The sequence below is a fragment of the Paraburkholderia silviterrae genome (assembly GCF_004353915.1).
GTDB classification, from domain to species: Bacteria; Pseudomonadota; Gammaproteobacteria; order Burkholderiales; family Burkholderiaceae; genus Paraburkholderia; species Paraburkholderia silviterrae.
On sequence record NZ_SMRP01000055.1, the window covers coordinates 27,089 to 27,538 of the forward strand.

At 64.7% G+C, this 450-nt stretch carries 1 protein-coding gene; it reads left to right on the forward strand.

The features are described from left to right. Positions 1 to 66: 66 nt before the first annotated feature. A partial coding sequence (locus EYW47_RS39605) for an ATP-binding cassette domain-containing protein (RefSeq protein ID WP_133200242.1) occupies positions 67 to 450 on the forward strand: 384 nt, incomplete at its 3' end.

Below are 450 nucleotides of genomic sequence, written 5' to 3' on the forward strand. Positions count from 1 at the left end.
GATCAACCTGCTCGGCGACGGGCTGCGCGACGCCCTCGATCCCAAGCTCAAGCGGATGGCCTGAACATGAATCAAGAACTGCTAACCATCCGCAACCTGGCGGTGAACTTCAACGGCTTGCCGGCCGTGGACCGCGTGAATCTCTCGGTGGCGCCGGGCGAAGTGCTCGGCATCGTCGGCGAATCGGGCTCGGGCAAGAGCGTGACGATGATGGCGCTGATGGGCCTGATCGACGCGCCCGGCAAGGTCACCGCCGACTCCATCACCTTCGATGGCCGCGATCTGCTCAACGCCACGGGCAAGGAGCGGCGACGCATCGTCGGCAAGGACATCGCGATGGTGTTCCAGGACGCGCTCACGAGCCTGAACCCGAGCTACACGGTCGGCCACCAGATCAAGGAAGTGCTCAAGCTGCACGAAGGGCTGCGTGGTTCGGCGTTGCATGCGCGC